At 68.0% G+C, this 13,518-nt stretch carries 17 protein-coding genes and 1 tRNA gene; 12 read left to right on the top strand and 6 right to left on the bottom strand.

Features of this window, described 5'->3' with window-relative positions; genetic code table 11:
• Positions 1-8 precede the first annotated feature (8 nt).
• The 5 genes from BN977_RS10615 to BN977_RS10635 all read left to right on the top strand — a co-directional run bounded on the left by BN977_RS10615 (position 9) and on the right by BN977_RS10635 (position 3,334).
• The gene (locus BN977_RS10615; RefSeq protein ID WP_024453728.1) at positions 9-215 is read left to right on the top strand and encodes a ferredoxin; all 207 of its coding nucleotides are present in this window, start codon (positions 9-11) and stop codon (positions 213-215) included.
• A 2-nt stretch (positions 216-217) separates the two neighbouring features.
• Positions 218-772 (top strand): nuclear transport factor 2-like protein, encoded by a 555-nt coding sequence (locus BN977_RS10620; RefSeq protein ID WP_036397532.1) that lies wholly within the window; start codon positions 218-220, stop codon positions 770-772.
• A gap of 91 nt (positions 773-863) precedes the next feature.
• Positions 864-1,997: an NDMA-dependent alcohol dehydrogenase gene (locus BN977_RS10625; RefSeq protein ID WP_024453730.1), complete on the top strand. Its 1,134-nt coding sequence runs from the start codon at positions 864-866 to the stop codon at positions 1,995-1,997.
• Between the two features lie 70 nt (positions 1,998-2,067).
• Complete coding sequence (locus BN977_RS10630) at positions 2,068-2,484, top strand: nuclear transport factor 2 family protein (RefSeq protein WP_036397534.1); 417 nt, start codon at positions 2,068-2,070, stop codon at positions 2,482-2,484.
• Between the two features lie 28 nt (positions 2,485-2,512).
• A complete protein-coding gene (locus BN977_RS10635) occupies positions 2,513-3,334 on the top strand; it encodes an SDR family NAD(P)-dependent oxidoreductase (protein ID WP_036397535.1) in 822 nt (273 codons plus the stop codon).
• On the opposite strand, the gene BN977_RS10640 is transcribed toward BN977_RS10635, so the two are convergent.
• A complete protein-coding gene (locus BN977_RS10640) occupies positions 3,331-4,311 on the bottom strand; it encodes an Lrp/AsnC family transcriptional regulator (protein ID WP_036397536.1) in 981 nt (326 codons plus the stop codon). The two genes, BN977_RS10635 and BN977_RS10640, sit on opposite strands and share 4 nt — an antisense overlap.
• 102 nt (positions 4,312-4,413) lie before the next feature.
• Here BN977_RS10640 and BN977_RS10645 point away from each other — a divergent pair, with 102 nt between their 5' ends.
• Positions 4,414-5,262: an LLM class flavin-dependent oxidoreductase gene (locus tag BN977_RS10645; RefSeq protein ID WP_036398887.1), complete on the top strand. Its 849-nt coding sequence runs from the start codon at positions 4,414-4,416 to the stop codon at positions 5,260-5,262.
• On the opposite strand, the gene BN977_RS10650 is transcribed toward BN977_RS10645, so the two are convergent.
• Positions 5,259-6,482, bottom strand: coding sequence for a bifunctional glycosyltransferase family 2/GtrA family protein (locus BN977_RS10650; protein WP_036397537.1), 1,224 nt, complete (start codon positions 6,480-6,482; stop codon positions 5,259-5,261). The genes BN977_RS10645 and BN977_RS10650 overlap by 4 nt on opposite strands.
• 82 nt (positions 6,483-6,564) lie before the next feature.
• Here BN977_RS10650 and BN977_RS10655 point away from each other — a divergent pair, with 82 nt between their 5' ends.
• Positions 6,565-6,969: an HIT family protein gene (locus tag BN977_RS10655; RefSeq protein ID WP_036397538.1), complete on the top strand. Its 405-nt coding sequence runs from the start codon at positions 6,565-6,567 to the stop codon at positions 6,967-6,969.
• On the opposite strand, the gene BN977_RS10660 is transcribed toward BN977_RS10655, so the two are convergent.
• Positions 6,957-8,429, bottom strand: a complete 1,473-nt coding sequence (locus BN977_RS10660) for a sensor histidine kinase (protein WP_036397539.1) — start codon at positions 8,427-8,429, stop codon at positions 6,957-6,959. The genes BN977_RS10655 and BN977_RS10660 overlap by 13 nt on opposite strands.
• A 59-nt stretch (positions 8,430-8,488) precedes the next feature.
• Positions 8,489-9,208 (bottom strand): response regulator transcription factor, encoded by a 720-nt coding sequence (locus BN977_RS10665; RefSeq protein WP_024453738.1) that lies wholly within the window; start codon positions 9,206-9,208, stop codon positions 8,489-8,491.
• A 136-nt stretch (positions 9,209-9,344) separates the two neighbouring features.
• Between BN977_RS10665 and BN977_RS10670 the strand changes: the two genes are divergently transcribed.
• The 3 genes from BN977_RS10670 to BN977_RS10680 all read left to right on the top strand — a co-directional run bounded on the left by BN977_RS10670 (position 9,345) and on the right by BN977_RS10680 (position 10,921).
• A complete protein-coding gene (locus BN977_RS10670) occupies positions 9,345-10,373 on the top strand; it encodes a hypothetical protein (RefSeq protein ID WP_036397541.1) in 1,029 nt (342 codons plus the stop codon).
• 26 nt (positions 10,374-10,399) lie between these two features.
• A tRNA-Thr gene (locus BN977_RS10675) sits at positions 10,400-10,474 on the top strand.
• Between the two features lie 42 nt (positions 10,475-10,516).
• Positions 10,517-10,921, top strand: coding sequence for an HNH endonuclease (locus BN977_RS10680; RefSeq protein WP_036397544.1), 405 nt, complete (start codon positions 10,517-10,519; stop codon positions 10,919-10,921).
• On the opposite strand, the gene adhP is transcribed toward BN977_RS10680, so the two are convergent.
• Positions 10,918-11,979, bottom strand: a complete 1,062-nt coding sequence (adhP, locus tag BN977_RS10685; RefSeq protein WP_036397547.1) for an alcohol dehydrogenase AdhP — start codon at positions 11,977-11,979, stop codon at positions 10,918-10,920. The two genes, BN977_RS10680 and adhP, sit on opposite strands and share 4 nt — an antisense overlap.
• Positions 11,980-12,087: 108 nt before the next feature.
• Between adhP and BN977_RS10690 the strand changes: the two genes are divergently transcribed.
• A complete protein-coding gene (locus tag BN977_RS10690; protein WP_036397549.1) occupies positions 12,088-12,708 on the top strand; it encodes a dihydrofolate reductase family protein in 621 nt (206 codons plus the stop codon).
• Here the strand turns inward: BN977_RS10690 and BN977_RS10695 are convergent.
• Positions 12,697-12,996 carry a type VII secretion target gene (locus BN977_RS10695; protein WP_036397550.1) on the bottom strand — a complete coding sequence of 100 codons (300 nt, stop codon included), beginning with the start codon at positions 12,994-12,996 and terminating at the stop codon, positions 12,697-12,699. The genes BN977_RS10690 and BN977_RS10695 overlap by 12 nt on opposite strands.
• A gap of 72 nt (positions 12,997-13,068) precedes the next feature.
• Here BN977_RS10695 and BN977_RS10700 point away from each other — a divergent pair, with 72 nt between their 5' ends.
• Positions 13,069-13,434, top strand: a complete 366-nt coding sequence (locus BN977_RS10700) for a hypothetical protein (RefSeq protein WP_024453744.1) — start codon at positions 13,069-13,071, stop codon at positions 13,432-13,434.
• Positions 13,435-13,518: the final 84 nt, after the last annotated feature.

Genomic DNA, 13,518 nt, shown 5'->3' on the forward strand with positions numbered 1-13,518 from the left:
GAGCCGATATGGGCTGCTACCGAATCGAACTCGACGAGGACCTGTGCCAGGGCCACGCGATGTGCGAACTCGAGGCTCCCGACGTGTTCAAGGTGCCCAAACGCGGCGTCGTCGAGATCGTCGACGCCGAACCGCCCGACGAGCTCCGCGAGGACGTCGAACGGGCCATCGACATGTGCCCCACCCGAGCCCTATCCCTGCGAGAAAAGGACTGACAATGGCGTCACGCGAACAGCTCGAAGACTGGACCCAGCGCTGGCTGCAGGCCAACCGGGACGCCGAGGCGGCCGGTGACTGGAAACCGTTGGCGGACTTCTACACCGAGGACGCCACCTATGGCTGGAACATCGGTCCCAAGGAAGACGTCATGTGCATCGGCCGCGACGAGATCCGGGACGTCGCACTCGGTTTGGAGATGGAGGGCCTGGAAAACTGGGTGTACGAGTACCAGAAGGTGCTCATCGACGACAAGCAGAACGAGATCGTCGGCTTCTGGAAGCAGATCGCCAACAAGTCCGACGGCACCACCGACGAGATCTACGGGATCGGCGGGAGCTGGTTCCGGCTCGCCGCTGTTGGAGAGGATGACCAGCTGCTCATCGAGTGGCAGCGGGACTTCTTCGACTTCGGCCACGTGCAGAAGGCATTCATGGACCTGATCACCTCGGGCGACCTCACCCCGACCATGCAGAAGCGCATCGAACGGTCGCTGGCCGGCGAGAAGTTGCCCGGCTACTACCCCCTCGGTCAAGCTCCGGTGCCCATCTGGTGAATCACCACCAAGCGGTTGCTTGGGGGTAGTGTGATGTGGCTAACTAGAGCCTCTAGTCTTGAGCTCGAGGCTCTCGTCGAAAGCAGGAGATATGAAGACCAAAGGCGCTCTGATCTGGGAATTCAACCAGCCATGGTCGATCGAGGAAATCGAGATCGGGGATCCCGTCAAGGACGAGGTCAAGATCCAGATGGAAGCCTCGGGCATGTGCCACTCCGACCATCACCTGGTGACCGGCGATATCCCGATGGCGGGATTCCCGGTGCTCGGCGGTCACGAGGGCGCGGGCATCGTCACCGAGGTGGGCCCCGGTGTCGAGCACATCGCCCCGGGTGACCACGTGGTGCTGTCGTTCATCCCGTCCTGTGGTGAGTGTCCGGCGTGTCAGGAGGGTCTGCGCAACCTGTGCGACCTGGGCGCCGGTCTGCTCGCCGGGACCGCGGTGTCCGACGGCACGCATCGCATCCACGCCGCCAAGAACGGCCAGCCCGTCATCCCGATGACCCTGCTCGGCACGTTCAGCCCCTACATGGTGGTGCACAAGAGCTCGGTGGTGAAGATCGACCCGTCCATCCCCTTCGAGGTCGCCTGCCTGGTCGGCTGCGGCGTGACCACCGGCTACGGCTCGGCGGTCCGCAGCGGTGACGTCCGTCCCGGCGACGACGTCGTGATCGTCGGTGTCGGCGGTGTCGGCACCGGCGCCCTGCAGGGTGCACTCAACGCCGGCGCCCGCAACATCTTCGCGGTGGATCCCGTTGAGTTCAAACGCGACAACGCGCTCAAGTTCGGCGCCACGCACGCCTACCCCGACATCTTCACCGCGATGGCCGGGGTCGCCGAGGTCACCAACGGCCGGATGGCGCACAAGACGATCGTGACCGTGGGCGAGCTCAAGGGCGAGGACATCGACCACTACATGAACATCACCGCCAAGGGCGGCACCGTGGTGGCCACCGCCGTGGCGAACATGGCCAGCAACGACGTCAAACTGAACCTGTCGATGCTCACCCTGCTGCAGAAGCGCCTGCAGGGCACCATCTTCGGTGGCGGCAACCCGCACCACGACATCCCCCAGCTGCTGTCGATGTACAAGGCCGGCCGCCTCAATCTCGACGATATGGTCACCCGGCAGTACAAGCTTGAGCAGATCAACGACGGCTACCGGGACATGCTGGAAGGCCGCAACATCCGCGGCGTCATCCGTTACACCGACGCCGATCGCTAACCCGCGATTTGTGGAGCGCCACCCGTAATCATTACGGGTGCCGCTCCACAAATCGCCGTGCAGGAGAACAATGTCCGAATCCCCCGTCGTGCGCGCGTCCCAGGCGTCGTGGCGCGCCGTGCAGTCCGGCGACCGCGAGGGCTGGCTGGCCCTGATGGCCGACGATGTCGTGCTCGAGGACCCGATCGGGGTGGCGGTCACCAACCCCGATGGCACCGGCCTGCACGGTAAGCAAGCCCTGGCCACCTTCTACGACACCAACATCGGACCGAACCAGCTGACGGTGACGTGCGAGGCGACGTTCCCGTCCAGCTCCCCCAACGAGATCGCCTACATCCTGGTGCTGCGCACCGAGTTCCCGAACGGCTTCGTCGCCAGCGTGCGGGGCGTGTTCACCTACCGCGTCGACGACGCCGGCCTGATCACCAACCTGCGCGGCTACTGGAACATGGACGCGATGGAGTTCACCGAGGCGAAGGCCGATTAGCACGCTGCTGGCCGGCCGCGCCGCCGTCGTGGTCGGCGGAACCCGCGGGATCGGGCTGGCCGTCGCCGAGCTACTGGCCGCCGAGGGCGCGTCGGTGGTCCTCAACGGTCGCGATGCCGACACCACCGAGCAAGCCGCCGAGCGGGTTTCGGGACTCGGCATCCCCGGCTCGCCCGCCGACCCGGCCGTCGCCGACGCCCTGATCGAGGCGTGCGTGCAGGCCCACGGCCGCATCGACATCCTGGTGAACTGCGCGGGCACCGCCGAACCCGCCGGATCCTCGATCCTGAACGTGACCTCGGCGCAGTTCCGCGAGCTGCTGGACGCGCACCTACTGACGGCCTTCGAGACGTGCCGCGCCGCCGCGCCGCACATGGTTCGGCAGGGCTGCGGCGCGATCGTGAACACCAGCTCGTTCGCCTTCCTGGGCGATTACGGCGGCACCGGCTATCCGGCGGGCAAGGGCGGTGTCAACGGCCTCACCCTGGCCATCGCCGCCGAATTGAGGGAGCACGGCGTGCGGGCCAATGTCGTCTGCCCGGGGGCGCGCACCCGACTGTCGGAAGGCGCCGAGTACGAGCGGCACATCGCCGAGCTGAATCGACGCGGCCTGCTCGACGATGTCAGCGCCCAGGGCGCGCTGGACGCCGCCCCGCCCCGCTATGTCGCCCCCACCTACGGGTATCTGGTCAGTGATCTGGCCAAGGAGGTGACCGGTCGCATCTTCATCGCGGCCGGTGGCTTCATCGGTGAATTCACCCGTCCGGAAACCGGATTCATCGGGTACCGGGACCACAAGGACACCCCGCCGTATGCCATCGAAGACGTGCAGCGGTTGATCGGCGGTTAGCTCGCCCGGATCAACCGGCCGTGGGCAACCAACGAACCGACCTGTTTGAGGCGCTTGCTACGGATGCTGACGTCATAGGTCTGGATGTGGTCGACGGTGGCCAGTCGCTCGGCCAGGTAGCGGTAGAAGTGCTCGACGTCGCGACATATCACCACGACCATCAGGTTGGCCGAACCGCTGACCGCGACGACCGAGGCCACCTCGTCGTGCGCCACGATCTGGTCGGCCACCACGGTCAGATGGCGCGGCGGGGTGGAGATCCACATCGTCGCGTTGAGCGGGTATCCCAGCAGTTCGGGGAGCACATCGAGGTCGTAGGACAGCGTGCCGGACTCCTGCAGTGCTGCCAGCCGGCGCTTGACCCGTGCCGGTGACCATCCGGTGAGTGCGGCCAGCGCGCTGTCGGAGATCCGCCCGTCGTCGGCGAGCGCGTCGATCAACGGCTGGTCATCGGGTGACGGGGCACTGGGTCGGTTCGGGTGTGCGCTTGCCGACGGTTGCAGGGCGGCGATCTGCTTCTCGCCGAGGGGGCGGCCGTGGCCGGTCCAGTGTCCACCGGATGCCTGCCCGAACACGTTGAGCACCAGGTCCACCCGGACATCGAGAACTGCCGACGTGCGGGGCAACCGGTGCAGTAGCCCCTCGCCGGTGTCACCGATGGGCGCACGGACGACGCAGATCAGTTCGGTACCGCCGGACAGCACGTTGGCGTGTGTCACCTCGGGCCGACGAACCAGCGCGTCGGCCAGCTTGGGCAGGTTGTCCGGTTTCGCGTGCACCCGCACGACCCACTGGCACTCGCCGTACACCCGCGGGTTCACCACGCCGATCACCCTGAGTACGCCGTCGCGGCGCAGCGCTCGATAGCGCCGCGCGACCGTCTGCTCACCGGCGCCGATCACCTCGGCGATCCGCCGGAACGAGGCTCGCGGCGCGATCTGCAGCGCGTGCAGAATCTGACCGTCCAGAAGGTCCATGGTGTCGATAACACTACGCACGACGCGATCAGGTCGCTTCTTTTTGCCGGTTCGATCCATGTGTCTGGCGACAACACCGGCGACCGACCGATGCTGAACACCATGAAACTGGGAATCGGATTGCCGAACCACATCGCCGGGGTCCCGGGCGCGAGCATCGCGGAGTGGGCACGCCGCGCCGAAGCACGCAGATTCGAGTCGCTGGCCACCATCGACCGGCTGTGCTACCCCGGCCTCGACTCGCTGATCGCCCTGGCCACCGCGGCCGGCGCCACCACCGATATGACACTGGTGACGAATGTCCTTCTGGCACCGGTATATCCGGTGGTGCCGCTGGCCAAGCAGATCGCCGGGGTGGCGCAGATATCCGGCGGCCGGCTGGTCGTCGGCCTGGGCGTCGGCAACCGGCCCGACGATTACGCAAGCACCGGAGCGGATTTCGGCCGCCGCGGCAAGATCCTCGACGAACAGGTCGAGCGGATGCGCGGGCTCTGGGCCGGTACCGGTGATGCCGCGGTGTGTGCTAGCCCGGTCGCGGTTCCATTGCTGTTCGGCGGCCGGTCGGCCGCCACGGTCCGGCGGGTGACCGCCGTCGGCGATGGCTGGGCAGCCGGCGCCGTCCGTCACTACGCCAGCCAGACCGAACTGGTCGGCCGCATCCGGTCCGGCTGGGTGGCCGCCGGCCGGAACGGCGACCCGTACCTGCAGGCATCGGTGAACTTCGGGGTCGGATCCGACGAGACGGTCGCCGCCGGAAGGCAGCACCTGGCAAGGTATTACGGGTTCAGCCCGGAGTATGCGCAGGTGAACGTCGATGACATGGTCAGCTCCCCCGCCGAGGCCCGCGCCACGGTCCGCCGGTATCGGGATCTCGGGTTCGACCGGCTGCTGTTCCATCCCACGACCCCTGGGGTCGACCAGCTCGACCGTCTCGCCGACGCGATCCTCTAGCGCCGGTGCACCCCGAACACCCGGCGCAGCGCGACGAACCGCACCAGGGTGGCCACCAGATTCGCGACCACCAGCACCGACAGTTCCACGGCCTTGTCCTTCGTCAACCCGAAGTGGTGCAGCACCAGCAGCGAGCCGCTGGTGATGGCCAGCCCGAACAGGAAGACCAGCAGCCCGCTGGCCTGGTGCCGGGCCACCCCGGTGCGCCCGCGGATGCCGAAGGTGAACGCCCGGTTGGCCGTCGTGTTGCCGATCGCGGTGAGCAGCAATGCCGTCAGGTTTGCCGCCTGCGCACCCATCGCCGCGTGCAGCGCGATGAACAGCACGGCGTAGACGATGGTGCTGATGACGCCGACGGTGCAGAACCGGGCCAGCTGGCCCGCCAGGCCGGGCGGCACGCCTGGCACCAGCGGCTCGCGTCCGAGGCTGGTCTGGAGCTCACGCAGGGGCAGCGCACCGGTCGCCAGCGCCCGGCCGACCCGCCAGCAGCCCTTGAGGTCATCGATCGCCGTGGCGATGATGTCGACGCGGGAGTCCGGGTCGTCGACCCAGTCGACCGGGACCTCGTGGATGCGCAGGCCGGCCCGTTCGGCGATCACCAACAGTTCGGTGTCGAAGAACCAGCCGGTGTCGACCACCAATGGCAGCAATTGCCTGGCCACGTCGGCGCGCACCGCCTTGAAGCCGCACTGCGCATCGGAGAATTGCGCGCCGAGGGCACCCCGGAGAATGAAATTGTATGAGCGGGAGATGAATTCGCGTTTGGGCCCGCGCACCACGCGGGCCGAGGCGGCCAACCGCGATCCGATGGCCACATCGGAATGTCCGGAGATCAGCGGAGCCACCAGCGGCATCAGCGCGGACAGGTCGGTGGACAGGTCGACGTCCATGTACGCCACCACGATGGCCGGTGAGGCCATCCATGCGGTGTACAGCGCGCCACCGCGGCCCTTGCGGTCCAGATGGATCACCTCGACGCCGGGCAGTTCGCCGGCCAATCGCCGCGCCACCGCGAGGGTCGAATCGGAACTGGCGTTGTCGGCCACCGTGATCCGCGTCGGGTAGGGCACCTGCTCGGTGAGGTAGCGATGCAACCGGGTGACACTTGCCGGCAGCGCCCGCTCCTCGTTGTACACCGGGATGACGATGTCGAGAACCGGGGTGTCGTGCGCAGCCCGGAACCGGCCCCCGTCAGCCTGGGCGCGAGCCAACTCCGTCATATCCTTCACACTCGCGCACCTGGCTGCCACGGCACTGCCGTGGCCCTGGGAGCTTGCTGCACCCTGACTATGCTCGGTACCCATGGCGACCGTCTTCACCAAGATCATCAACGGGGAGCTCCCCGGCCGTTTCGTCTACGAGGACGACGAGGTGGTGGCGTTCCTGACCATCGAGCCCATGACGCAGGGCCACACCCTGGTGGTGCCGCGGGCCGAGGTGGACAACTGGCAGGACCTGGATCCGGCTCTGTTCGGCAAGGTGATGTCGGTGTCCCAGCTGATCGGCAAGGCGGTGACCAAGGCGTTCGATGCCGAACGAGCCGGCGTCATCATCGCCGGGCTCGAGGTGCCGCATCTGCACGTGCACGTCTTCCCGGCACGCAACCTCAGCGATTTCGGATTCGCCAACGTGGACCGCAACCCGTCACCGGAATCGCTCGACGACGCCCAGGCCCGGATCAAGGCGGCGCTGGCTCAGCTCACCTGAGCGGCATCGGGCGTGGGCACGGCCACCGGGGTGGCCACCGTGCTGATTTCGGCGATGCGCGGCAGGTTCACCCGGAACTGGCAGCCATGCCCGGGAGCGGTTTGCACCGAGACGGTCCCACCGTGGGCATACACCAGCGAATCCACGATGGACAGCCCGAGTCCGGTGCCGCCGCTGGCGCGCGTGCGTGACGAGTCCGCCCGGTAGAACCGTTCGAAGACGCGTTGGGCATCCTCACTGCTCATCCCCGGTCCCTCATCGCAGACCTCCAACACCGCATGATCGCCTTCGGTGCCGACGCGCACCGTGATGCCTGCGGATTCCGGGGTGTGCTGCAGGGCGTTGGCCACCAGGTTGCTCAGCACCTGGCGCAGCCGGGCCTCGTCGCCGAGCACCTCAGGCGTACCGGGACCGTCGAACACCTCCATCCGGATGTGCCGGGCGGGGGCCACCGATTGCGCGTCGTGCACGGCATCACTGGCCAGCGCCAGCAGGTCCACCCGGTTGCGTTCCAAAGGCCGTTGCACGTCGAGGCGCGCCAGCAGCAGCAGGTCTTCGACCAGCAGGCCCATCCGGCGGGCCTCGCTCTCGATGCGACCCATCAGCATGTCCACATCCCGGGCCGCGCCCTGGCGGTACAACTCGGCGTAGCCGCGGATGGTGGTCAACGGGGTGCGCAGTTCGTGGCTGGCGTCGGTGATGAAGCGGCGCATGCGGTCCTCGGAACCGCGCGCCTGCTCGGCCGAGGCGTCCGAAGAGGCCACGGCACGCTGGATCTGGGCCAGCATGCCGTTCAGCGCCAGCGACAGCCGGCCCACCTCGGTGCGTGGATCACGTTGTGGCACACGGCGGTCCAGTTCACCCGCGGCAATGGCGGCTGCCGTCTGTTCGACCTCGACCAGCGGCCGCAGGCTGCGGTGCACCACGGCGAAGCCGGCCACGCCGAGCACCAACAGCACGGCCACGCCGATCCCGACCTGGGCGTAGATCAGCGCGCGCACCGTGGACTGCACTTCCGACAGGTCGATCGCGACGGTGGTCAGCTCACCGTGCGGGCCGCGGACCGTCATGGCACGCCACTCCACGCGGGACCCGTCGACCGATCCGACGGTCACCGGCACCGGGCCGACATTGTTGTCGTCGGGCAGGTCGGGTTCGGCGTCGCGGTCGTTGACCGCCATCCAGATGTGCCCGTCGGGCCCGATGCCGCGGACGTAGAAATTCGACGGCGGCCGGGCCGGGTTGGGGTCCTCGGTGGGCTGGGTCGGCATCCGGCGGGGGGCCTGCGCCCAGCTGCGGGACGCGTCCAGCAGCGTCTGGTCGATCCGGTCCACCTCGGTATGCGACATGATCGAGGTGACCGCGACGCCGGAGGCGAGCAAGCCGAACGCCACCAGCACCAGGGTCGCGGCCACCAGGCCCACCCGCAGCGGCACCCCGCGCCGGCGATTCTCGGTCATGTACTCATTGTTGGCCGGAATCGCCCGGCCGTCCGGATGTTCCGGAATGGTCGTCGCGATCAGCGCGGTTCACGCAGCACGTAACCGACCCCGCGCAGCGTGTGCAGCAGCCGCTTCTCCCCGGTGTCGATCTTGCGGCGCAGGTAGGACACATACGACTCGACGACGTTGACGTCGCCGCCGAAGTCGTAGCGCCACACGTGGTCGAGGATCTTCGGCTTCGACAGCACGGTGCCTGCGTTGATGATGAAGTAGCGCAGCAGGGTGAACTCGGTCGGCGACAGCGAGACCGGTTCGCCGGCCTTCCACACCTCGTGGGTGTCCTCGTCGAGTTCGATGTCGGCGAAGGTCAGCCGGGCGTTGCGCGGTTCCTCGATACCGCGGCCGGTGCGCCGCAGGATGACCCGCAGCCGGGCCACCACCTCTTCCAGGCTGAACGGTTTGGTCACGTAGTCGTCACCGCCCAGGGTCAGCCCGGCGATCTTGTCCTGCAGGGTGTCCCGCGCGGTGAGGAACAGGGCCGGGGCATCGATACCGTCGGCCCGCAGCCGGCGCAGCACCCCGAAACCGTCCATGCCGGGCATCATCACGTCCAGGATCACCGCATCCGGTTTGACCTCGCGAGCCTTGTCCAGGGCGGCCGGTCCATTGGACGCGGTGTGCACCTCGAAACCTTGGAACTTGAGACTCACCGAGAGCAGCTCGACGATATTCACCTCGTCGTCCACCACGAGGATCCGCGCTTCGGGAATGCTTTCAGGTACCGCCGCCATAGCCATACAACTACTGTCCACCCGCCGTTTGGACTCAACCTGCATACCAACTGTGAGATTCCTGTGAACCTGGGAATCTGATGTGAGGGTAAGCCCCCTCGACTGGCCACGCGGCGCGCGTGCCCGCACCTAGACTGGCGCCATGAACCTCGGCAACACCGTCGTGCAGTTTGCCACGGCCCCGGTCCGCCTCGGGCTCGCCGTTGCCGACCTGGGCCTGAGCATAGCCGGTGGGACGCTCAAGACGGTCCAGCGTTCGCTGAACGATCCCGCCGCGATGAGCGGCGGAGCCACCTCCTTTGCCGGCATGCTCGGCCTGGAGGACGCGGTGGACCGGGCCAACCGGCTGGCCCGGCTGATGGACGACGACGCCCCGCTGGGGCGCGCGCTGGCACAGGACGGCCCGCTCAACCAGCTGCTCCGGCCGGGCGGCATGGTCGACCAGCTCACCGCGCCCGGCGGACTGCTGGACCGGCTCACCGCCGAGAACGGACCGGTGGCCCGCGCCCTGGCCAAGGACGGCCTGATCGATCAGGTCACCGCCGAGGGCGGGCTGATGGACCGATTGACCGCCGACGGCGGCGTGGTGTCGCGGGTGATCGCGCCCGGCGGTCTGGCCGACCGGCTGCTCGCCGAGGACGGCGTGGTGGAGCGCGCGCTGCGCCCGGACGGTGTGGCCGATCAGCTGCTCGCCGAGAACGGACCGGTGGGCCGTGCCCTGGCGCCCGGCGGCCTGGTCGAACAGGTCACCGCCGAGGGCGGGCTGATCGACCGGCTCACCACCGACAGCGGGGCCCTGTCCCGGGTGATCGCCCCCGGCGGCCTGGCCGACCAGTTGCTGGCCGACGACGGGCTCATCGAACGGGTGCTACGTGAGGACGGGGTCGCCGACAAGCTGCTGGCCGACGGCGGGCTGCTCGACACGCTGACCGACCCGGACGGGCCGCTGCTCAAACTGGCCGATGTCGCCGACACGCTGAACCGGCTGGCCCCCGGGCTGGAGGCGCTCGCCCCCACCATCGACGCGCTGCACGAAGCGGTGATCACCCTCAGTCAGGTGGTGAACCCGCTGAGCAATATCGCCGGCCGGATCCCATTGCCGCGGCAGCGCGGCCGGCGTGCCACGCCTCGGCCGGTCACCTCGCAACGGGTCATCGAGCACGAGGACTGACCCGCTAAGCTATACGACGTTCCACTGCCTCCGTAGCTCAGTGGTAGAGCACCCGCCTTGTAAGCGGAAGGCCGTCAGTTCAATCCTGACCGGGGGCTCCACACGGCATCCGACTTGTCGGTGCCTGCCCGTAGTTTGACCCCATGAACCTCTGCCGGGGTTGCGGCGCACCGCTTTCCAAACGTAGCCAGAAGGTTTACTGCGGCAATGCGTGCCAGGCACTGGATCGGCGCGAGGCAAACACCAAGCTGTGGCTCGAAACCGGCGAAGCCTGGGTCGACAGTCGCCGTGACCACTACATCCGCGCATATCTCGCCGAAGCCCAATCGGGCTGCTGCGCGATCTGCGGCGGGGCGAGCGCCTGGCAAGGGCTGCCTCTGGTCCTGGTCTTGGACCACATCGACGGCAATGCCACCAACAATCGCCGGGAGAACCTCCGCCTGGTGTGCCCGAACTGCGATTCGCAACTGCCCACCTACAAGAGCCGCAACCGCGGCAACGGCCGCAGCTACCGCAGGCAGCGTTACGCCGACGGACTGTCGTACTAGCGGTAGTCGATCACGATGCGGCCGTCGATCTGGCCGGCCTCCATCCGGGCGAACACGTCGTTGATGTCCTCCAACCGCGCGCTGTGCACGGTCGGGTGGATCAAGCCACGGGCGTAGAAGTCCAAGGCCTCGGCCATGTCCTGGCGGGTGCCGACGATCGATCCGCGAATGGTCAGGCCTTTGAGCACGATCTCGAAGATCGGGGCCGGGAATTCGCCGGGAGGCAGCCCGATGAACACGATCGTGCCGCCGCGGCGCGCCAGCCCGATCGCCTGCCCGAAGGCCTGCGGGTGCACCGCGGTGACCAACACACCGTGCACCCCGCCGGTGGCCTTCTGCACCTCGGCGACGACATCGGCGGTGCGGGCGTTGACGACCACCTCGGCGCCGAGGCGGGTGGCCAGTGCGAGCTTGGTGTCGTCGATGTCCACCGCGACCACCCGCAGGCCCATCGCACGGGCATACTGCACCGCGATGTGGCCCAGCCCGCCGATACCTGAGATGGCCACCCACTGGCCGGGCCGGGTATCGGTGACCTTGAGGCCCTTGTAGACCGTGACGCCGGCGCACAGGATGGGCGCGACCTCGAGCGGGTCGGCGCCCTCGGGGATGCGTGCCGCGTGTGCGGCTTCGACCAGCATGAAGGAGCCGAAGCTGCCATTGACGGTGTAGCCACCGTTGCGCTGGCTCTCGCAGAGGGTTTCCCACCCGGTGCGGCAGTATTCGCACCGGCCGCATGCCGACCAGAGCCAGGCATTGCCGACCTTGTCACCGACCTTCAGGTCGTCGACGCCGTCACCGAGGGCGACGACGGTGCCGCATCCCTCGTGTCCGGGGACGAAGGGAGGCGTCGGCTTGACGGGCCAATCCCCGTGCGCGGCATGGAGATCGGTGTGGCAGACGCCGGAGGTTTCGAGTTTGACCAGCACCTCCCCGTAGCCGGGGGTGGGCAGGTCGAGATTCTCCACCTGCAACGGCTCGCCGAAACCGGTGACGACGGCGGCGTGCATGACATTGGTGGTGGCCGAGGTGGTGGGAGTGCGCAGGGTACTGGTCATGAGGACATTCCAGTCCGGAAAACGATCCGCCAGTAGGGTCTTTGGGCCTCGATCGGCCGCCGGTAACAACCGTCGATGATTTCCCGGCCGTCGTCGGGTCTGACCGGTATGACCTTCACAACCGCGCACATGTCGATATCCCTGGACGGCTTCGTCGCCGGCCCCGACCAGACCCGCGACGACCCGATCGGGCGCGGCGGCATGGCGCTGCACCAATGGCATTTCGACGCCGCACTGCCCGGCCACGAGGTAGACGCCGACTGGACCGGCCGGCTCTTGCGGCCCCGAGGCGCCTATGTGATGGGCCGCAACATGTTCGGGCCCGTCCGCGGGGAGTGGAGCACCGCCGAGCCATGGCGGGGCTGGTGGGGCGACGAGCCGCCCTATCACGCACCGGTCTTCGTGTTGACGCATTTCCCGCACGACCCGATCGAGATGGCCGGTGGCACCACTTTCCACTTCGTCACCGGCGGTATCGCCGATGCACTGGAGCAGGCCAGGGCCGCCGGGGACGGCGATGTCGACATCGCCGGTGGCGCGTCGGCGGTACGGCAGGCACTGGCCGCGGGCGAACTCGACGAGCTGACGCTCGACATCATCCCCGTGCTGCTCGGCCGCGGTGAACGCATCTTCGACGACAGCACCGCCGGGTCTCTCACCCAGCTGGAAGCCGGGGTGTCACCGTGGGCCACCCACATCAGGTACCGCGTGAGCCCCTCAGCGCAATGAGTCGTCCAGCCGGCCACCGAGTTCTTCGTCGGCCTGCTGATAGGCCGCCGCGGCAGCCGTCAAACTGCTTGCGTAGGTGGTCAATCCACCATGCAGGGTGTCTGCCGCCGAGTCGAGCGCGTCGGCGGCGAATCGGCTGGCGGCACCCGAAGACATGGTGGTCATCCCGTCGGCCGCCCCGGCCAGCGCGGCGCCGATATCGAGATTCGCCACCGCCGCTGCCACACCGGCCTGCGCCGCCGCGGCGGCCAGCAAGGCCGCGGGATCGACATGCAGCGGTGCGGTCACGCTGTCCAGTCTAAGGTCGGCGTGGGGCACCGGGTCGCACCTCTTCCCGGCGCCGGACAAGGAGGAACCGTCATGGCCGAGGCCGCATTCTGGGTCGCGTGGGGACTACCGACACGGGGTCGCGAGACGAACGCGCTGGGGCTGCTGAAGAAGTCCCGCGACTACCTGCAGCAGGCAGCACAGGACGGCCGGATCGAGCGATTCGAGACGGTCATCCTGCGCCCGCAGAGCCCCGAACTGGGTGGCTTCTTCCTGATCCAGGGCAGCACCGGCCAGATCGACGCGCTGCGCCGCGATGCCGACTTCGAGACCTGGGTCAACCAGGTGCAGCTGGTCGCCGATCGGGTTGCGGCGGTGGACGCGTGGGTGGATGCCGGGATCGACGAGGCGATCGGGCTCTATGAGGACGCGCTTCGCGAAGCCGGATTGAGCGACTGAGAAGTTCCGCGTAACAAAAATTGTCGCCGCTGCGAATATGGGAGGGGTTGCACAAACGGGTTGACCGCCCCGGGCGATTGACGG

The sequence above is a fragment of the Mycolicibacterium cosmeticum genome (genome assembly GCF_000613185.1).
Lineage (GTDB): Bacteria > Actinomycetota > Actinomycetes > Mycobacteriales > Mycobacteriaceae > Mycobacterium > Mycobacterium cosmeticum.